This window comes from Nocardia sp. CDC159 (genome assembly GCF_023740735.1).
GTDB classification, from domain to species: domain Bacteria; phylum Actinomycetota; class Actinomycetes; order Mycobacteriales; family Mycobacteriaceae; genus Nocardia; species Nocardia pulmonis.
Genome location: NZ_JAMRXH010000003.1, coordinates 1 through 18,223 on the forward strand (window position 1 = coordinate 1; position 18,223 = coordinate 18,223).

Consider the following 18,223-nt stretch of genomic DNA (forward strand, 5'->3'; position numbering starts at 1 on the left):
AGCATGGGCTCGATCCGAGCCCAGGCCCGATCAGTTACCTCACCTCGACCAACCACCGCATACAGCTAACACAACCACGACACCGACTCACCCAAACCCGCACAACCACTTACAGGACACGCCCTAGCCGCCGAGTGTCGTTGTCGCCGAGTGTGATCGCCGCCTCGGCGACCTGCGACCTCAGCGCTCCCACAGTTTCCACATGGCCAGCTCGTCGTTGTACCCGCGGACGCGGTGCGCCGCGTCGCGCAGGGGCCGTCCGGCGGTGAGTTCGTAGAACAGCAGGAGTACGGCCAACAGCGCCGTATGTCCGCCGGGCGCGCCGGTCGGAGCGAAGTAGGCGGCGGCGCCGCTGTCCAGAAATGCCTGGGCGAGTGCGGGTTTGCCGGTATCGCAGCCGGTGGAAATGACCGCGCTACCGGGAACGCGCAGATGCCGGCGAACACGTTTGGGCCCCATCCGGTCGGTGAACGGCTGCTCGGCGGCGATCGAATCGGCGAGTTCGGGAAGCAGGATGCGCCCGTCCTCCCCGTGGCAGCAGATGATCACATAGGGCGCGACCGGCCGGGCCCCGCCGAGGGCGGCGAGCACATGACGCGGCTGGCCGATCGGGAAGTAGTTGACCCGGACCCCGAACTCCTCCAGCACACCTCGCACCGAGAGCGCCGAACCGTCCTCGATGTTCAGTAGGTCGACCTCGGTCCAAGCGAGCTGGCCACCGACTACATCCTCGATCCGTGAACGCGACACCGAGCCGACAGTACCGAGCCGGGCCCGCGAGTCGAGCGGCTACCACCTGGTACGGCACCGAAAGTTGTTGCGACCGAGATAGTGCCGTGATCTGCGACCGAACGCCGCACTCCATGATCGTTTAACATACCCGATCGCGTGCGGATTCGCTTCGGCAAATCTCCTGCCCTGCATCATCGCCCGCTCTCCCTGAAGTCTTTCTTACGTCACTCGTAGGCCGTATGCACCGTCCATACCCTTGCCTCCGGAATGAATGACAACGAATTCCGTGACAACAGAATGACAACCGACAACAGAATGACGATGCGTAGGCAGATGTACGGACGGCGGCTGTCTCTGGCCGCGCTGATGACCTGTATGGTGACCGGGCTCGGCTGGTTGGTGGCGGTCGGACCGGGCGAGGCGGCGCCGGGCGACGGGCTCGACGACGCGGTGAAGGCCACCGTGGCCGAGGAGCCGGACCTCGACGCCACCGAGAATGTGAAGCAGGAGGCCACCGTCGTGGATCGCCTGCGCAGCGAGGGTGATTGGGTATTCGGCGGCGCGACCCTTCCGCCGGGGGAAAAGGATTCGCCGTTATCGACGTTGTATGTGGCCAAACACCAGGGCAATCGCAAATGGCAGGTCGCTTTGCAGGGCACCGAGGAATTCAACGGATTGGCCCAGCAGGCGCCCGAATCGGTGGTGAGCAAAGACGAGAAGGCGGCCTTGGGGGCGCAGCCCGCCCGGCCGAATCGCACCGGGCTGGCGCTGCCCTGGCGGCAGGGCGAGGCGTGGTACATGGGCGGGGGCCCGCACGGCAACAGCGGTGACAGCCGCCCGTTCAACTCGATCGACTTCAACGGCGGCGACGGCCGGGTCCTGGCCCCGGCCGGTGGCCGGGTCTACAAGACCTGCGTGCGCAATGGTAGTGCGGAGGTGAAGATCGTCCATCCGAACGGCTACACCACCTCCTACTACCACATGACCAACATCATCGATGTCCGGGACGGCACCGAGATCGCGGCCGGAACCTATCTCGGCCACATCGGTGTCCAGTTGCCCTGCGGCGGCAGCGCGAGCGGCGCGCACGTGCACATGTCGCTGTATCAGGGCAGTCGTCCGGTACCGGTCGACGGTATGACCCTGGGCGGCTGGACCTTTCACGAGAGCGGCGGGCCCTACGGCGGATTCGCCGAACGCAACGGCCAGCGGGTGGGCCCCGGCGGCAGGCTGACCAACTTCGGGGGCGGTGACGCCCCCGCACCCGATCCGAAGCCCGAACCGCCCAAGCCGACCCCGAAACCGCCCACACCCAAGCCGGATCCGAAACCGTCTCCGGCGCGCGGCACCGTCCGCCCGCATCCCGACCGCTGGCGCGCGGTCAATCTGCGCGCCGAGCCGAGCCTGCGCGGCACCGTCACCGGCAAGCTCCGCAACGGCGACCAGGTGACGATCGTGTGCACGGCCACCGGCGACCGCGTCGGCGGCAAATGGGGTGCGACAACGCTGTGGAACAAGCTCGACAACGGCGCGTGGATCAGCGACGGGTTCGTCGACACCGGCAGCAATCGTCCGGTGGCACCGGCCTGCGACGACAACGCACCGACACCGAAACCGGATCCGGCACCGAAACCCGACCCCACACCGAAACCCGATCCGGCACCGAAACCCGATCCGGCACCGAATCCCGCGCGCGGCACCATCCGCCCCGCCCCGGGCTCGCCCGCGGTCAATCTCCGTTCCGGACCGAGCCTGCAGAGCTCGGTCGTCGGTACCAAGCGCGACGGTGAGGTGGTGACCATCGCGTGCACCACCACCGGCGGACCCGTCGCCGGCCGCTGGGGCCGGACCACGCTGTGGAACAAGCTCGACAACGGCGCCTGGGTCACCGACGGCTTCCTCGAGACCGGCAGCAACGGTCCCGTGGCCCCCGCCTGCGGCGGCTGATCGGGCTAGTGGGCCGCGGCGTCCCAGCTGCGGCCCACACCCACCGACACCTCGAGCGGCACCGACAGATCGATGGCCTTCGACATGTGTTCGCGGGCCAGTGCTTCCAGGGCCTCGCGTTCACCCGCGGCGACCTCGAAGACGAGTTCGTCGTGAATCTGCAGCAGCATGCGCGATTTCAGGCCCGAGGCGTGCATCGCGTTCTGCACGTTGATCATCGCGACCTTGATGATGTCGGCGGCCGTGCCCTGGATGGGCGCGTTGAGGGCCATCCGCTCGGCGGCCTCGCGGCGCTGGCGGTTGCTGGAGTCCAGATCGGGCAGATAGCGGCGGCGGCCGAACAGGGTTTCGGTGTAGCCGACCTTGCGGGCCTGCACGACAGCGTCCTGGAGGTAGTCGCGAATATTGCCGAAGCGGTTGAAATAGACCTCCATCTGGGCCTTCGCCTCCTCGGCGCTGATCTTCAGCTGCTGCGACAGGCCGTAGGCCGAAAGCCCGTATGCCAGACCGTAGGACATCGCCTTGATCCGGCGGCGCATCTCCGGATGCACCTCGCCGATCGGGATGTCGAAGGCCTTGGACGCCACGAAGGTGTGCAGATCCTCACCGGAGTTGAACGCCTCGATCAGCCCCTCGTCCTTGGACAGATGCGCCATGATGCGCATCTCGATCTGGCTGTAGTCGGCGGTCATCAGCGATTCGAAGCCGGGGCCGACGACGAAGGTGTCGCGGATGCGGCGGCCGGTGTCGGTGCGGATCGGGATGTTCTGCAGATTCGGCTCGGTCGAGGACAGCCGACCGGTCGCGGCGATGGTCTGGTTGAACGTGGTGTGGATGCGGCCGTCGTCGGCGACCGACTTGAGCAGGCCGTCCACGGTCACCTTCAATCGGGTCGCGTCCCGGTGCGCGAGCAGATGTTCCAGGAACGGATGCTGGGTCTTCTCGAACAGCGATTCCAGCGCGTCGGCGTCGGTGGTGTAGCCGGTCTTGGTGCGCTTGGTCTTGGGCATGTCCAGCTCGTCGAACAGCACCACCTGCAGCTGTTTGGGCGAGCCGAGATTGATTTGCTTGCCGATCACCTCGTAGGCGGCGTTGGCGGCATCGGTGACCCGACCGGCGAATTCGGACTGCAGCTGCTCCAGCTCGGCGACGTCGACGGCGATGCCCGCCTCCTCGAGCTCGGCCAGCACACCCAGCAGCGGCAGCTCCATCTCGGTGAGCAATGTGGTGGATTCGATGCCCCGCAGTTCCGCGTCGAAGGCGTCGGCCAGATCGGAAACCGCTCGCGCGCGCAGGATTTCGGCCTGGGCGAGTTCGGCGTCGACCTGCTCGGAATCGTCGAGCAGCGACAGCTGGGTGTCCTCGGCGGCCTCCACGCGCAGCTCGCGCGACAAATAACGCAGCGACAGATCGTCGAGATTGAAGGTGCGCTGCCCCGGGCGGACCAGATAGGCGGCCAGGGCCGTATCGCTGGTGAGCCCGTCCAGCTTCCAGCCGCGTGCGCGCAGCGCGTGCATGGCGGATTTGGCCTCGTGCACCGCCTTTGGGATCGAGGCATCGGCCAACCAGGCGCCCAGCGCCTTCTCGTCCTCCGGCGTCAGCGCGACCACATCGAAGTAACCGCCCTCCCCGTCGGCCGCGGCGATCGCGATCGCCTTCACATCGCCGTGCACGGGGGTGCCGGTGCCCGCGATCGAAACGCCGTGGCGCTGACCCGCTTTGGCGTGTTCGGCCAGCCAGTCGGCGGCCGCGCCGGATTCGACCGCGCCGCCGGAGATCTCGAAGCCGGACTCGGCCTCGGGCTCCGGCGGGGCAAGGGTCTCGAACAGCCGGTCGCGCAGCACCCGGAATTCCAGATCGTCGAACAGCCGATGGATCTTGTCCCGATCCCACGGCTGCTGGGCCAGCTGGTCGGGGGTGTAGGGCAGCGGGACGTCCTTGACCATCTCGGTGAGCTGGCGATTGAGCACCACGCTGGACAGGTTGGCGCGCAACGCGTCACCGACCTTGCCCTTCACCTGGTCGACCCGATCGACCAGGGTGGCCAGATCGCCGTATTCGCGCACCCACTTGGCGGCCGTCTTCTCTCCCACGCCCGGAATGCCGGGCAGGTTGTCGCTCGGATCGCCGCGCAGCGCCGCGAAATCCGGATACTGGGCCGGGGTCAGACCGTACTTCTCCTCCACCGCGGCGGGGGTGAAGCGGGTCAGCTCCGATACGCCCTTGCGCGGATACAGCACCGTCACATCGTCGTTGACCAGCTGGATCGAGTCGCGGTCGCCGGTGACGATCAGCACCCGGAACCCCTGCGGCACGGCCTGAGCGGTGAGGGTGGCGATGATGTCGTCGGCCTCGTAGCCCTCGATCGCCATCGTCGGGATGCCGAGCGCACCCAGCACCTCCTGGGTGATCTCGACCTGGCCGCGGAACTCGTCGGGCGTGGTGATCCGGTTGGCCTTGTACTCCGGATAGGTCTCGGTGCGGAAGGTCTTGCGGTTGACGTCGAAGGCCGCCGCCACGTGCGTGGGTTTCTCGTCGCGCAGCAGATTGATCAGCATCGCGGTGAACCCGTACACCGCGTTCGTGGTCTGCCCGGTGACGGTCTTGAAGTTCTCCGCGGGCAGCGCGTAGAACGCGCGATAGGCCAGCGAATGCCCGTCCAGCAGCAGAAGGGTCGGCCTCTCCCCGGAGGCTGCTGCGGGCACGCTGCTCTGACGCTGATCGGTGGTGGCTGGGGTCACGGCACAGAGTCTATGTACCGGCACCGACAACCCGCGACGCCACCACCGCGGCGGCTATCGAAGCGGCGCGTTCAGGTCGTAGACCGCGACGCCACCGATGCGGGTGACCTGGAAGTGCGCGGCCACCCAGTCGGCGATATCGCGATGCGTGGCCTGCGCCCACGGGGTGGTGACCAGCGGCGCGGACGGGTCGTAGCGCCAGGTCGGCGGCAGGCGCATCTCCTGGGTGACGTAGTAGCCGATGCGATGGTCGTCCACCAGCTGCTGGAAACGGCCGAGCGAGGGCACCGGATCGTCACCGGCGAAACCGCCGACCGCCAGCACCGCGGTGTGGCTGGCCAACTCCATCGCCGCGGCGATCGAGGACCGCTCCACGGCCGCCGACCAGGTGGCGTCGCTGTGGCGCAGCCGGTCCACGATGCGCGGATCGGTGAACGCCGTGCCGTCGGCGAAATTGCGCAGCTGTGCCTTCACGATGGCCTGGAAGCCGGTCTCCGGCGGGGGCGGCGGACCGACGACCGGGCTGCGGCCGGTGTGCGCCTGCGGCAGGGTGGCCGCGGCATAGGCGGTCGAGCCGCCGAGCCCGGCGATCAGGCCCACCACGACCAGTACGGCGGCGGCCCCGGCACGCACCCGGTCGAAGGAGCGGACCAGCGCGGTCACGACCAGGCCGAGCGCGGCCCCCGCCGTGACCGCGAGCACGAGCCAGCGCACCGCGGGCTGCCAGTCCGCATTGCGTTGCAGCACAACGAAACTCCACACGCCCGCGGCCAGGACCACCGCGGCCGCGCCGAGCCGCCCGAACGCCTCGTCGCGCCGCCGCCACAGCTCGGCCACGCCGACGCCCAGCGTCCCGGCGACGGCGGGCGCGATCGCCAGCGAGTAGTAGGCGTGCTCGGCCGAGGTCATCGCGCTCAGCGCCGCGCCGACCAGGATCAGCCAGACGCCGAACAGCAGTGCGGCGGCGCGGATCTCGTCGGTGCGCGGCGCGCGCCACCGGGACGCCAGCACCAGCACCAGGGCCACCAGCGCGGCCGGTACCAGCCAGGAGATCTGGAATCCGCTCTCCCCCAGGAACAATCGGGCCGGTCCGGCGGAGCCGAAGTCGTTGAAGCTGTTGAGCAGCTGGGTCGGCACCCGATATCCGGGCGGCAGCGGCGTCTGCCCGCCGATCTCCTGATTGCCCAGGAAACGACCGAAACCGTTGTAGCCGAGCACCAGATCCATGAACGAGTTGTCGGTGGACCCGGCGATGTACGGTCGCGAGGAGGCGGGCCACAGCACCGTCAGCAGCACGTACCAGCCCGAGGAGACGATCAGGGCGAGCGCGGCGATCGCCAGGTGGATCACCCTGCGGCCCAGCGCGATCGGCGCGGCCACGAGATAGACCAGCGCCAGGGCGGGCAGGGCCAGCAGGCCCTCGAGCATCTTGGCCAGGAAGGCGAAGCCGAGGGCAACGCCCGCGAGGGCCAGCCAGCGCGCGTCGGCCCTGGGCAGCGCGCGGATCACGCAGTAGGCGGCCGCGGTCATCAGCAGCACCATCGCGGCGTCGGGATTGTTGAACCGGAACATCAGCGCCACCACCGGTGTGACCGCCAGCACCGCACCGGCCAGCAGGCCCGCGACGTCGTTGCGGGTGATCCGGGTCACCGCCGCGTACAGCAGCCCGACCGCGGCCACGGCCATGAGTGCCTGCGGCACCAGCATGCTCGCGCTGGAGAAGCCGAACAGCCGCCCGGACAGGCCCATCACCCACAGGGCCAGCGGCGGCTTGTCGACGGTGATGAAATTGGCCGGATCGACCGAGCCGAACAGCCACGCCTTCGCGTCCCGGGTGGCCGACCAGGCCGCACCCGCGTAGAAGTTGTTGGCCATCGCGCTGTCGGTGATCCGCCACAGATACGCCGCCGCGGTGGCGACGAGCAGCACGGCGAGCCCGGCACGCGGGGCCAGACGTGCGGGCCGTGGGGTCGAGGAGGACGGACTCGGGTCGATCGGTGGTTCGAGCCGGGGTTTCTCGGCGACGGAAGCTTCCACTCGGAAGAGTGTCGCAAGGGGGTCATACCCTCGCAACAGCTACCCGGCAGCACTCCTATCGGATTGATCACATAATCAGTGGGTTTATCGTCACAACCACCGGAATTTCGGGCGGGGAGTCCGGATTGGGCTATTCGCCGGAATCCCCGCCCGAGCGCTCACGCCACGCCGAGGTAGGCCGACTTCACCGCCGGATCGGTCAGCAGTTCGCGACCCGTGCCGGTCTTGGTGACCTCACCGGTCTCCAGGATGTAGGCGCGGTCGCTGCGCACCAGGGCCTGCTGGGCGTTCTGCTCGACCAGCAGCACGGTGGTGCCCCGGGCGTTGATCTCGCCGATGATCCGGAAGATCTGCTGGATCACCATGGGCGCCAGCCCCATCGACGGCTCGTCGAGCAGCAGCAGCTTGGGCCGGGCCATCAGGGCCCGCGCGATGGCCAGCATCTGCTGCTCGCCGCCGGACAACGTGCCGCCGACCTGCCTGCGCCGCTCGGCCAGCCGCGGGAACAGCTCGAACACCCACTCCAGGGTCTTGGTGTAATCCGAGCGCTCCTTGAACGGCCGGGCGTGACAACCCATGTCGAGGTTCTCCTGCACGGTCATCCCGGGAAACACCCCGCGCCCCTCCGGCGCCTGGATCAATCCGGCCATCACCCGTTCGTGGGCCTTGACGCGGGTGATGTCCTTGCCCTCGAACAGGATTCGGCCGCGGGTGAGCGGTAGCAGGCCGGACAGCGCACGCATGGTGGTGGTCTTGCCCGCGCCGTTGGCGCCCAGCAGGGTCACCAGCTCACCCTGATCGACCCGCAGCGAAACGCCGTGCAGGGCTTGGATTCTGCCGTAGTTGACGACCATGTCCTCGATCACCAGCAGCGGTTCGCCGCCGGATTCGGGCACCGCGTGCAGCGGCACCGGCTCGCGGCCCGGTGCCGTTGCGCCGCTGCCGGATTCGTCGGCCGCCACCCCCTGCTCGGAGACCTCCGCCGCGATCTCCGCGACCGCCTCGGCCGAGGCCCCGGCACCGAGCTGTTCGTCGGCCACGCCCAGGTAGGCAGCGATGACGGCGGGGTCGTCGCGGATCTCGCTCGGCAACCCGTCGGCGATCTTGCGGCCGAACTCGAGCACCACGATACGGTCGGTCACGCCCATGACCAGCCGCATATCGTGCTCGATGAGCAGCACCGTGAAGCCGTCGTCGCGGATCTTGCGGATCAGATCCATCAGCGCCGACTTCTCGGCCGGGTTGAATCCGGCCGCGGGCTCGTCCAGGCACAGCAGCTTGGGCTCGGTCGCCAGCGCGCGGGCGATCTCCAGGCGGCGCTGATCGCCGTAGGAGAGGTTGCGCGCCTTCTCCACCGCCCGCGGCGCGATGCCCACGAACTCCAGCAGCGCCATGCCGCGCTCGATGGCGTCACGCTCCTCGCGCCGATGCCGCGCGGTGCGCAGGATCGCGCCCGCCACCGAGGTCCGATGCCGGGCGTCGGCGCCCACGACCACGTTCTCCAGCGCGGTCATCTCTCCGAACAACCGGATGTTCTGGAAGGTCCGGGCGATGCCCAGCCGGGTGATCTCGTTGCGTTTGGTCGTCGTCAGCGGCTCGCCGTCGAAATACACCGCGCCCGCGGCCGGTCGGTAGACGCCGGTGATGGCGTTGAAGCAGGTGGTCTTGCCCGCCCCGTTGGGACCGATGAGACCGAGGATCTCGCCGCGGCGAATCTCGAAGCTCACCTCGTCGAGCGCGGTCAGACCGCCGAACTTCACCGTCAGACCCTCGGTGCGCAGCAGCGGCGCACCCACCGCGGTCTCGAATTCCCTTGTGGGCGCGACCACTTCGGCGACCGCCTCGGCGTCGGCCAGTTCCGGCAGCACCTCGGCGACATCCACCGTGCCCGCGGCCGGTTCGGTTGCCGCGTCCCCGGCGTAGCCCGCGGCCATGTCCTCGTTGTCGTACAGCGCGCCACCCGCGCTCGGACCGGTCATCGGTCCCCTCCCGTCGCCCCGGCGACGGCGGGCCGCCGCACCGCTCGATAGATCTGCAGGCCGTAGGCGAGCAGCTTCTGTCGCACCGGGAACAGGCCCTGCGGACGGAAGATCATCACCACCACCAGCGTGACACCGAAGAACAGATATTTGAGATCGCCCAGCGACTGCCCGCCCACCTCGACGGACATGAACCGGTTGGGCAGGTAGACGATGAGGAACGCGCCCACGATCACCCCGAGCTTGTTGCCCTGCCCGCCGAGCACCACCGCGCAGAGGAACAGCATCGAGTTGATGACGTTGAAGCCGGTCGGATTGATGAACTGCACCTGACCCGCGTACAGCGCGCCCGACAGACCGCCGACCGCCGCGCCGATGGTGAAGGCCCACAGCTTGAATTTGAACGTCGGCACGCCCATCATCTCCGCGACGTCCTCGTCCTCGCGGATCGCCACCCAGGCGCGGCCGACGCGGCTGCGCTCGAGATTGCCGACCAGCAGCAGGACCACGATCACCAGGGCCATGCCCACCCAGAACCACCAGGTGCCGGAGTTGGCGCGGTCCAACGGATTCCAGGTGCCGGGGTCGCCGAGATTACCGGCGGAGAAGAAGCCACCGGCATGTTCGGCGGACTCACCCACGCGCGGAAACGCGATACCGGACAGGCCCAGGCTGCCGTTGGTGATCTCGCCGAGGTTGTCGGCCAGCAGCCGCACGATCTCGCCGAAACCGAGGGTGACGATGGCCAGATAGTCGCCGCGCAGCCGCAGCGTCGGCGTGCCCAGGATCAGGCCCGAGATCGCGGTGAGCAGAATCGCCAACGGCACGCACGCCAGCCACGCCCACTTCGGGTCGAGGAAGCCGTCCGTCCGATTCCACGGACTGTTCGGGCTCGTCAGCAGACCTACCGAATAGGCGCCGACCGCGTAGAAGCCGACATAGCCCAGATCCAGCAGACCCGCCTGTCCCACAACGACATTGAGACCGACGGCGATCAGCGCGATCATCGCGAACTGGGCCATCACCCCGCCGAAACTGGTGCCAGGCGTATTCAACAGCGGCGGCGGGAACAGCGGCAGCAGGGCCAGCAGGATGATCGCGGGAACCCCGATCGCCCACTGGGCGGGTCGCGACAGGCCGCCCCACCATCCGCGCAGTGCGTCACCGACGCCGCGCATGGGCCGCTGCTGCGCGGCCGGTGTTTTCGTCGTCACGGTCATACTCGCGCCTTCCCCAGGCTCTCTCCCAGGATGCCGGTCGGCCGGAACATCAGCACGGCCACCAGCACCACGAACGCGACCACGTCGCGCCACTGCGTGCCGAACAGGATCTGGCCGTAGTTCTCGGCCAGGCCCAGGGCCAATCCGCCCAGCAGCGCGCCGCGCAGATTGCCGATGCCGCCCAGCACTGCCGCGCTGAACGCCTTGATGCCCAGGATGAAACCGCCGCTGAACACGATGCCCTGCGGCACGCGCAGGGTGTAGAGCAGCGCCGCCGCACCGGCGAGGATGCCGCCGATGAGGAAGGTGAGCATGATGACCCGCTCCCGGGACACGCCCATCAGCGTCGCGGTGTCGGGGTCCTGCGCCACCGCGCGGATGGCGCGGCCGAATTTCGTTCTGTTGATGAGGATTTCGGTGAGCGCGGCCAGCACCACGGCCGCCAGCACGATCACGATCGCGATGTTGGTCACCGAGGCGCCGAAGAGGGCGAACTGCTCCCGCGGTTCGGCCAGCTTGATCGGCTGCTGTGGATTGCTGCCGCCCAGCCCGTTCACGAATCTCGGCAGCACATAGTGCACGAACTCCTGCAGCACGAACGACATGCCGATCGCGGTGATCAGGAAGATCAGCGGTTTGGCTCCGCGGCGGCGCAGCGGCTTGTAGGCCACCCGTTCCAGTCCGACCGCGGCCGCACCCGAGACGGCCATGCCGAAAAGCATCGCCAACAACAGATAGACGACCGTCATGACAACGCCCTCGGAATAGGCGTTGCCACTGGGTGCGAAGCCCAGCAACTGCAGACCCACATACTGGCCGAACATGCCCAGCATGAAAACTTCCGAATGGGCGAAATTGATGAGCCGCAAAACACCGTAGACGAGCGTGTAGCCGACAGCGACCAGCGCATAGATCGCGCCGTAACTCAACCCGTCGACAGTGAGCTGCCAAAACTGGTCGGCCACACCGAATACATTGAATTCGATCGACCCGGCCAGTAGCGCCGGATCGGTCATGGATGTTGACATTCGTAACTCTCGGTCATCGAGGAAACAGCGTGCGCCGGGGTCCGGATAGTTCCCGGCATCGCCGGGAAGACGGAATGCACCTACCGGGGTAACGGGGTGCGGCTACCGGGCCCGACGCGGTGGACGCCGACCGACGCACGCTGCTTCGGCAATTCGGGTGGTGCCTTACTTGACCTGGTAGACCCAGATCAGCGCGTTCGTCAGCTCACCCGTGGCATCCCACTTGTACTTGCGAGCCAGTCCCTGACCTTCGTAGTTACGCACATGATCGACCAGCGCGGAGCGGGTGACCTTACCGGAGTCGATGGCCTTGAGCACGATCGTCGACAGGTCGTAGCCCTCCACCGAGTAGGTGCCCGGATCCTGCTTGTTGAGCGCCTTGTAGTCGTTGGTGAAATCGTCCGGCTCCGGGCCACACGGGCACGACAGCAGGGCGTCCTTGGCGGCGTCACCGGCTTGTTTGATGAACTGCAGATCGCGGCTGCCGTCACCGGAGACGAACGGGGTCTTCACCCCCGCCGAGCGCAGCTGTTGGACGAGCGGGGCCGATTCGGCGTAGTAGCCGCCGTAGAAGATCGCGTCCGGCTTCGCCGAGGACAGCTTCGACACCGCGGCCGAGAAGTCGCGGTCGTTGGCCTTGATGTTCACCGCGCACGACGGGTCCGCGGCCGCGCCGAGGCCGGCGATGACCGCCTGCGCCAGACCGGTGCCGTAGTCGGAGTTGTCCTGCACGACGCAGATCTTCTTGTAACCGGCGACCTTGGTCAGGTACTTCGCCACCGCCGGGCCCTGCAGACCGTCGTGACCGAGGCCGCGGAAGAAGGTCTGCCAGCCGTTCTTGGTCAGATCGGGGTTGGTGGCCGAGGGGGTCAGCGCGAGCAGCCCGGCGCTGTTGAAGATCGGGCCGGTGGCCTTGGTCTCGCCGGAGAACGCCGGGCCGATCATGGCCACGATCGACTGGTCCTGCACGACCTGGGGAACCAGCTGGCTGGCCTTCTGCGGATCGCCCTCGGTGTCGAAGTTCTTCAGCACCACCTGGCAGTCCGGGTTGGCCTTGTTGTGCTTGTCGACGGCCAGTTTGGCGCCGTAGTTGATATTGATGCCGAGCGCGGCGTTCGGGCCGGTCAGAGCGCCGACGTAGGCGATGGCGGTGTTCGGGGCGCATTTGGCCTTACCGTCGCCCGCGGGATCGGCCGCCGCCGAGGTGTCAGCCTTGGGGACCTCGTTGCCCTGGGCGTCGACCTGGATCAGCGGCGTGATCTTCAAAGCTTCCGCGGCGCCGCCGCCGGAGCCGTTGTTCGTCGACTTGCTGCTGCACCCAGCCACCGCGAGCGCGGCCGCGGCTCCGATCACCAGCGCGCCGCGGGCCACCCGACGGGGCGTGGCAGTCCGCGTTATTGAACCAAGCACGATTCACCTCTATGTCCAGCTGAACCCCCGGGGTCACCGAGGAGGCCGACTCCGTCGGCCCGGCTCAAAACTTAGCGGCGTCGCGTTAGATCTGCATCACATTCAGGTCATTCGTGTGACTTCGACCCCGAGTTTTTTCCGCAGCGTGTTGCCGGGGTGTTGATTTCCGGCAATCACGCGGGCGGAACTCGCCGATCCCGGGCGGACAAGACCCGATAATTTCCGGCTGGAAAAATACCGGGACCAATTCGTCCTACGATTTCGGAGCGAGGTTCTCCAAAACCACCTCGGCGACCGCTTTCATGGTGGTTCGGCGGTCCATTGCGGTGCGCTGAATCCACTTGAATGCCTGGGGCTCGGACAAACCCTGGGTCTGCATGAGCACCCCCTTGGCCCGCTCGACCAGCTTGCGCGTCTCCAGCCGGTCGGCCAGGCTGGCGACCTCGCCCTCGAGCGCGGTGATCTCGTGGAAGCGGCTGGCCGCCAGCTCGATGGCCGGGACCAGGTCGGACTTGGTGAACGGCTTCACCAGGTACGCCATCGCCCCCGCGTCGCGGGCCCGCTCGACCAGGTCGCGCTGGCTGAACGCGGTCAAAATCACCACGGGCGCAACGCGTTTGGAGGCGATCTCGGCCGCCGCATCAATGCCGTCGCGGCGCGGCATCTTGACGTCCATGATCACCAGATCCGGACGCAACTCCTCGGCCAGGTCGACCGCCTGCTGGCCGTCGCCCGCCTCACCCACCACCTGATACCCCTCTTCGGAGAGCATCTCCACCAGGTCCATCCGGATGAGAGCCTCGTCCTCGGCCACCACCACCCGCTTGGCAGCGGCGACCGCATCCTTCTTCGCGCCCCCTGCTGACGTTCCCATAGACAGACCCCTCGTGATTCCGATGCCGACACTCGCGGCCCACCGCGACCGGGCGCCCACCCACGCCGGCCCCGGACGCACCCGAGTGCCCTAAAGCGTACCGTTCAACCCCACGAACAACCCATCTACCCAGCGCAAAGCCGCCAACACCACACCGATTCGTCCCCCGAGCCCCCCACCCGCTATCATTTCCCCCCGGTGCGCCGAGTTGGCGGAACTGGCAGACGCGACGGTCTCAAAAACCGTTGTCCTCACGGACGTGTGGGTTCGAGTCCCACACTCGGCACCATGTCGATGGCCCCGGACCGGCCGTACGGTTCCACACTCGCCATTCCTTGCGCCACTTCGCCATTGGCGTTCACCACCCCGATACCGGCCGGGACGACGAGCCGCGCGCAGTCAGCAACCGCCGCGCTCCGCTCCGATGCAACCAAAGTTTATGGGGCACAACGCGATCGACTGAGCCGCCACTACCGCGACCAGGCTCACGGCCCGGCGGGCATCTCGACAGTTCCCGAGGAGATACTCGTCCGGATCCGGCGCAGATTCGAGGGCGCGGGTGCGGGTAGGAAGGTTTTGGCTGGATTGATGTGATGGCGCGATGAGATGGAGGGCCGGGATGCGGTTGGGTCGGTGGGTCGGGTTGGCGATGGCGGTTGTGGTCGGGGTGTTGGCCGGGTGTTCGGCGGGGGGATCGCCGAACGAGGCGGTGAGCGCCTCGCCGGGTGCGGAGGTCGGGCGGCGGTTCGCGGAGTTGGAGGGGAAGTACGGGGCGCGGTTGGGGGTGTTCGCGAGTGGGCCCGATGGCAAGCGGGTCGGTTATCGCGAAGATGAGCGGTTCGCGTTCGAGTCGACGTTCAAGACGCTGGTGTGTGGCGGGTTGCTGCGGGAACACCCGCTGGCGACGGGGTACTTCGAGCAGGTTGTGCATTGGTCGAAGGAGGATCTCGTCACGTACTCGCCGGTGACCGAGACCAGGGTGGACTCGGGGATGACCGTGGCCGAGTTGTGTGCGGCGGGGATCACCAGGAGCGACAACACGGCGGGGAATCAGTTGCTGAAACTGCTCGGCGGCCCGTCGGCGCTGACCGGATTCCTGCGGTCGATCGGGGATACGGTCACCCGCTCGGATCGGTGGGAGACCGAGTTGAACACCTCGCTGCCCGGCGACGAGCGGGATACCACCAGTCCGGCGGCCATCGCGGCCGATTACCGCGCGCTGGTGGTGGGCGATGTGCTCGGGGCCGCCGAGCGGGACCTGCTGAAATCGTGGCTGGTCGCCAATACCACCGGCGCGCAACGGATTCGGGCGGGCGTGCCGGGCGGTTGGCTGGTGGGTGACAAGACCGGCACCGGCGACTACGGATCGGCCAACGACGTGGCGGTGGCCTGGGACGAGCGGGGGCGACCGGTCGTCATCGCGCTGCTGAGTGTGAAGTCCGAGCCTGAGGCGCAGGCCGACAGCGCGCTGCTGGCCGACGCCACCCGCGCCGTCGTCGACGCGCTGCGCTGAACCCGCGACCCGCGGGCGCCGTAGTTCCGAACAGGGGGCCCTCGAGCGGAGGTCGCGGACATGCGGGTGAACCGGCTGACGGCGGACCTGTCGGAATATCCGGATCTGGTCGTCATCTATCTGGGCATGCGGGTGCGCACGCCGCGGGGTCTGCTGCGGCTGCTGGGCCTGGGGCCGAAACTCTATCGCTCCCATCGCGATCGCCCGGACGGGCTGCTGCTGCACGAGGATGTGATCTGGTCGCTGTTCCCGCCGCACTGGGGTGCGCGGCAGTACTGGCGCGATCTGGACAGCCTGGAGCGCTGGACCCGCTCGGCCCCGCACCGGGACTGGTGGCAGCGCTTCCTGCGGGACTCCGGCGGGACCGGCTTCTGGCACGAGGCGTACTTCGCACGCGGCGGCATCGACGCCATGTACGACGATATGACCGCCCCGACCGGATTGGCCCGGTTCGCGCCCACGGTCCCCTCCCGCGGCAGGTTGTTCTCCACTCGCAATCGGGTGCACCACACCGATCCCAAGGTCGCCCCGGTGATCGAGGAATCCACCTACTATCCTGACAATTCCAATTGAAAACGCATAATGATCTACCCCGTACGACCACTACCGGGCCAACACCGGTACACGACGCACTACGGGTAGGTGAACATCTGACCAAAATCGGGCCGAGGCAGGCATTTCGGTTACGAATCGGACACGGGCACGGCTTACCGTTTTTGCCATGCACGTCCTGTTCGTCTGCACCGGCAACGTTTGTAGGTCGGTGATCGCCGAGCGTCTGACTCGCGCCATGGCCGCCGAACACGGAATGTCCGATCTCACCGCGGAAAGCGCGGGCACCCGCGCCCTGGTCGGATTCGGCGTGGAACCCCTTGCGGCCCAGACCATCACCGGACTCGGCGGCGACGCCGAGAATTTCAAGGCCCGTAAACTCAAACCCGAGATGGTGGAACGAGCCGATCTCGTACTCGCCATGACCGAGCAGATCCGCGACGACGTGATGAAAATGGTCCCGGCGGCGTCCGCACGCACCTTCACCCTGCTCGAGGCGCACCGGATCGCGAAGGTCAGCGGCGCGCGCACCATCGCCGAAATCGACCAGGCCCGAAACGATCTCGCACTGGTCGGCCGCGAGAACATCGCCGATCCGGTCGGCCTGTCGGCGGAGAAGTACTGCGAGGTCGGTGACCGCATCGCCGAGGCGCTGGTTCCGCTGTTGCTGGCCTTGCACATCCACGAGGGCCGCGACACCGACGATCGCGGGCGGCCGCGGCTGGTGGTGCTGCCGGGCGGGCGCGCCGAACCACCCCCCTTCACAACGATGATGACGCAGATGGGCCGCCACGCGTAAATATGTCCTCCCCATTTCGGCCCTGGAAGGATTACACTCCCCGCGGAACAGTCCCGCCGCTGGTTCGACACAAGAACAGGACTCAGACATGCCGAAACGCATTTCGGATGTTTCGCTCCATGTTTATGTGACACCGGAAACCCTCGAACGTGTCGTGGAAACCGTGCGTCACGTGGTCGATGATCATGTGGCCGACCGGGACATCTTCGCCTGGCGCTTCACCCTGCCCGTGGACGCCGATCAACCGGATCACACTGTGCTCGAAACCCAGTGGCGGCTGGATCATCCCGGCGCCGATCCCGCGGGGCGGCGCACCTACGAGATCGCGCTGAGCCTGGTCGGCGACAAGAAACTGCTCACCGAGGCGAATCTGGCCGCCTTGGAAAGGAAACTGGTCCTCGGAATTTCCACCGAGGACGCCGTCCCGCACTCCATCCACGCGCTGCATCGGGAAAGCTTCGACCTGGAAGAGAATCGGGAATTGATCTAGATTCTCCGATCAGCGGCTCGGGAAGTGGCGGATGACGCCCTCCTGCACCACCGTGGCCAGCAATTCTCCGGCGCGGGAATAGAAGTGGCCCGTGGCCAGGCCGCGTGAGCCCGCGGCCACCGGGGACTGGGTGGCGTAGAGCGCCCAGTCGTCGAAGCGGAACGGGCGGTGGAACCAAATGGAGTGGTTCACCGTCGCGGCGATGATGCGGTCGAAGCCCCAGGACAGGCCGTGGGTGGTGATGATCGAGTCCAGCACCGTGGTGTCGGACGAATAGCCCAGCGTCGCAACGTGAATCAACGGATCGTCGGGCAGCGGGCCGTCGGCCTTCATCCAGACCCGGTTGTAGTCGAGGGTGCCGCCGGTGCCCTTGAGAATCCACGCCGGATCGTTGGTGTAGCGCATATCGATCGGATGCGGCGCGTTGACGAACATCTTCAGCCGGTCCTCGAGACCCGCGAAGGACTCCTCCACGCGCGGCAGCTGTTCCGGATCGGGCACCTGCGGCTGCGGGGCCGCGTGCTCGAGGCCCGTGGCCCAGTCCTGGAACGCCGCCAGCATGACGAACAGCTCCTGATCGTCCTGATAGGCGGTGACGGTGCGATTGGCGAACGAGCGGCCGTCGCGGTGGCGTTCCACCCGGTACTCGATCGGCTTCTTCACATTGCCGCCACGCACGAAATGCGCGTTGACCGCGTGCACCGGGCGTTCGGGTCCCACCGTGCGACCCGCCGCGACGATCGCCTGCGCCACCAGCTGCCCACCGAAGGTGCGGCTCCACACCTTCTCCGGGTGATGGCCCAGGAATCTGTCGTCACCGATCTGTTCCAGATCCAGCAGGCCCAGCAGCACCTCGAGGTCGCTGCCAGTGGAAACCGATTCGCCCAGTGACGCGCTCAAA

At 67.4% G+C, this 18,223-nt stretch carries 14 protein-coding genes, 1 tRNA gene and 1 pseudogene; 6 read left to right on the forward strand and 10 right to left on the reverse strand.

Annotated elements, in window-relative coordinates; all coding sequences use genetic code 11:
• Positions 1-180: 180 nt before the first annotated feature.
• A complete protein-coding gene (locus NDR87_RS06930) occupies positions 181-750 on the reverse strand; it encodes a hypothetical protein (RefSeq protein ID WP_251910239.1) in 570 nt (189 codons plus the stop codon).
• Between the two features lie 297 nt (positions 751-1,047).
• On the opposite strand from NDR87_RS06930, the gene NDR87_RS06935 reads away from it, so the two are divergent.
• Complete coding sequence (locus tag NDR87_RS06935) at positions 1,048-2,679, forward strand: SH3 domain-containing protein (protein WP_251941090.1); 1,632 nt, start codon at positions 1,048-1,050, stop codon at positions 2,677-2,679.
• A gap of 5 nt (positions 2,680-2,684) precedes the next feature.
• Here the strand turns inward: NDR87_RS06935 and polA are convergent, their stop codons facing one another.
• The 8 genes and pseudogenes from polA to NDR87_RS06975 all read right to left on the reverse strand — a co-directional run bounded on the left by polA (position 2,685) and on the right by NDR87_RS06975 (position 13,968).
• Positions 2,685-5,420 carry a DNA polymerase I gene (gene polA / locus NDR87_RS06940; RefSeq protein ID WP_251910242.1) on the reverse strand — a complete coding sequence of 912 codons (2,736 nt, stop codon included), beginning with the start codon at positions 5,418-5,420 and terminating at the stop codon, positions 2,685-2,687.
• A gap of 54 nt (positions 5,421-5,474) precedes the next feature.
• Positions 5,475-7,457 carry a glycosyltransferase family 39 protein gene (locus NDR87_RS06945; protein WP_251910244.1) on the reverse strand — a complete coding sequence of 661 codons (1,983 nt, stop codon included), beginning with the start codon at positions 7,455-7,457 and terminating at the stop codon, positions 5,475-5,477.
• Between the two features lie 158 nt (positions 7,458-7,615).
• On the reverse strand, positions 7,616-8,311 hold the full coding sequence (locus NDR87_RS06950) for an ABC transporter ATP-binding protein (protein ID WP_251910827.1): 696 nt from the start codon (positions 8,309-8,311) through the stop codon (positions 7,616-7,618).
• A gap of 168 nt (positions 8,312-8,479) precedes the next feature.
• Positions 8,480-9,391: pseudogene (locus tag NDR87_RS06955) on the reverse strand (ABC transporter ATP-binding protein); the annotation flags it as partial.
• A gap of 41 nt (positions 9,392-9,432) precedes the next feature.
• Positions 9,433-10,656 (reverse strand): branched-chain amino acid ABC transporter permease, encoded by a 1,224-nt coding sequence (locus tag NDR87_RS06960; protein ID WP_251910245.1) that lies wholly within the window; start codon positions 10,654-10,656, stop codon positions 9,433-9,435.
• Positions 10,653-11,672: a branched-chain amino acid ABC transporter permease gene (locus NDR87_RS06965; protein WP_251910247.1), complete on the reverse strand. Its 1,020-nt coding sequence runs from the start codon at positions 11,670-11,672 to the stop codon at positions 10,653-10,655. Before NDR87_RS06965 ends, NDR87_RS06960 begins: the two co-directional genes overlap by 4 nt.
• Before the next feature lie 177 nt (positions 11,673-11,849).
• Positions 11,850-13,094: a branched-chain amino acid ABC transporter substrate-binding protein gene (locus NDR87_RS06970; protein WP_372494102.1), complete on the reverse strand. Its 1,245-nt coding sequence runs from the start codon at positions 13,092-13,094 to the stop codon at positions 11,850-11,852.
• Between the two features lie 253 nt (positions 13,095-13,347).
• Positions 13,348-13,968 (reverse strand): ANTAR domain-containing response regulator, encoded by a 621-nt coding sequence (locus NDR87_RS06975; RefSeq protein ID WP_251910248.1) that lies wholly within the window; start codon positions 13,966-13,968, stop codon positions 13,348-13,350.
• Between the two features lie 202 nt (positions 13,969-14,170).
• Between NDR87_RS06975 and NDR87_RS06980 the strand changes: the two genes are divergently transcribed.
• The 5 genes from NDR87_RS06980 to NDR87_RS07000 all read left to right on the forward strand — a co-directional run bounded on the left by NDR87_RS06980 (position 14,171) and on the right by NDR87_RS07000 (position 17,322).
• Positions 14,171-14,257, forward strand: a tRNA-Leu gene (locus NDR87_RS06980).
• 330 nt (positions 14,258-14,587) lie between these two features.
• Positions 14,588-15,481, forward strand: coding sequence for a class A beta-lactamase (gene bla, locus NDR87_RS06985; RefSeq protein WP_251910249.1), 894 nt, complete (start codon positions 14,588-14,590; stop codon positions 15,479-15,481).
• A 60-nt stretch (positions 15,482-15,541) separates the two neighbouring features.
• A complete protein-coding gene (locus NDR87_RS06990; protein WP_251910250.1) occupies positions 15,542-16,054 on the forward strand; it encodes a monooxygenase family protein in 513 nt (170 codons plus the stop codon).
• A 148-nt stretch (positions 16,055-16,202) separates the two neighbouring features.
• On the forward strand, positions 16,203-16,832 hold the full coding sequence (locus NDR87_RS06995; RefSeq protein WP_251910251.1) for a low molecular weight phosphatase family protein: 630 nt from the start codon (positions 16,203-16,205) through the stop codon (positions 16,830-16,832).
• Between the two features lie 172 nt (positions 16,833-17,004).
• Positions 17,005-17,322, forward strand: a complete 318-nt coding sequence (locus tag NDR87_RS07000; RefSeq protein ID WP_251910252.1) for a hypothetical protein — start codon at positions 17,005-17,007, stop codon at positions 17,320-17,322.
• Between the two features lie 9 nt (positions 17,323-17,331).
• Here NDR87_RS07000 and NDR87_RS07005 read toward each other — a convergent pair whose 3' ends face one another.
• Positions 17,332-18,222 (reverse strand): acyl-CoA thioesterase II, encoded by an 891-nt coding sequence (locus NDR87_RS07005; RefSeq protein ID WP_251910253.1) that lies wholly within the window; start codon positions 18,220-18,222, stop codon positions 17,332-17,334.
• Position 18,223 lies beyond the last annotated feature (1 nt).